1 protein-coding gene is annotated in these 1,466 nt (G+C 33.8%); it reads left to right on the top strand.

The features are described 5' to 3' along the window. Positions 1 to 98: 98 nt before the first annotated feature. A protein-coding gene (locus ABH959_RS29395) for an IS3 family transposase (protein ID WP_087943055.1) occupies positions 99 to 1,429 on the top strand; the annotation gives its coding sequence in 2 pieces (ribosomal slippage) (positions 99 to 483 and positions 483 to 1,429; 1,332 coding nt in all). Positions 1,430 to 1,466: the final 37 nt, after the last annotated feature.

Consider the following 1,466-nt stretch of genomic DNA (forward strand, 5'->3'; position numbering starts at 1 on the left):
TTAAAATGTACCCTATAGAATAGACACTGAAAAAAAAGTCTATTCTATAGGGTATTTCTTGTATAATGAGAGAAAATTGGGATCGGAGAAAGTTCAAAATGACAAAAAAGCTATTTACAGAAAGAGACATTCAAATTCTATCAAATAACCCCTACATAAAATCTGTAAGTCAGAAAGGTATCACTTATACAGATGAATTTAAGCGTATTTTTATTGAGGAAAATGAGAAAGGAAAACTCCCTCGAAATATTTTTGAAGAATGTGGTTTTGATATAGATATGATTGGAATGAAACGAATTATGTCATCAGGAAGTAGATGGCGTGCTGCTTACAGAAAAAATGGTGTATTTGGTTTGCGAGATACACGCCAAAACGCGGGAAGAACTCTTGAGAGAGAGCTTACGTTAGAAGAGAAGTATGCTCGTTTAGAAGCCGAACGGAACTTACTAAAGGCAGAAAATGAATTGTTAAAAAAGATCAAACTTATGGAAGGGAGGATGAGAAGGAAATAACTTTATCACCTAGTCAGAAATATATCCTGATTCGTTCTGTCATCATAAAATATAACTTAAGAAATATGGTGAGTTATTTGTGTAAAGTAGCTGGTGTATCCCGTTCGGGATACTATAATTATTTTTCCATTTCATCTCAAGAACAACGGAAACAAAAGAACAATCAAGATGAAATCGTGAAAGAAATCATATTAAAAGCACTTCGATTTAGAAATCGAAAGAAAGGGGCTCGTCAAATAAAAATGACATTGGTGGGTCATTTTCAAGTTGTCTACAATTTAAAGCGTATCCGTAGAATCATGAAAAAATATGAGATTGTCTGTCCGATTCGGAAAGCAAATCCTTATAAAAGAATGCTGAAAGCTTCAAAAGAACATCGAGTAGTGCCGAATCAATTAAATCGAGAATTTAAACAAAACACCCCAGGAAAAACGCTTCTTACAGATATCACTTATTTAGTTTACGGTAAGAATAAAAGAGCTTATTTATCTACAATTTTAGACGGCTCAACCAATGAAATTTTAGCTTACCATGTTTCAGAACAGATGACATTAGACCTCGTAACAACAACTCTTCATAAACTAAAACGGAATAAGAGGATTCGATTGACTGAAGGTGCATATATTCATTCAGATCAAGGAGCCCACTACACAAGCCCTACCTACCAAAAATTAGTCAAAAAGCTAAAGCTCGGACAATCTATGTCAAGAAGAGGGAACTGTTGGGATAACGCTCCACAAGAATCATTTTTTGGTCATCTGAAAGATGAAGCACATATAAAACCTTGCGAGTCTTTTACTGAGTTGAAACAAGAGATTAAGAAATATATGACGTACTATAATCACTATAGATATCAATGGAATTTAAAAAAGATGACTCCTGTTGGATACAGAAATCATCTTCTTGATGTTGCCTAACTTTTTTCAAAATGTCCTTTACAAAGGGTACAGATTA

The sequence above is a fragment of the Bacillus sp. RC51 genome (assembly GCF_044908115.1).
Lineage (GTDB): Bacteria > Bacillota > Bacilli > Bacillales > Bacillaceae_G > Bacillus_A > Bacillus_A mycoides.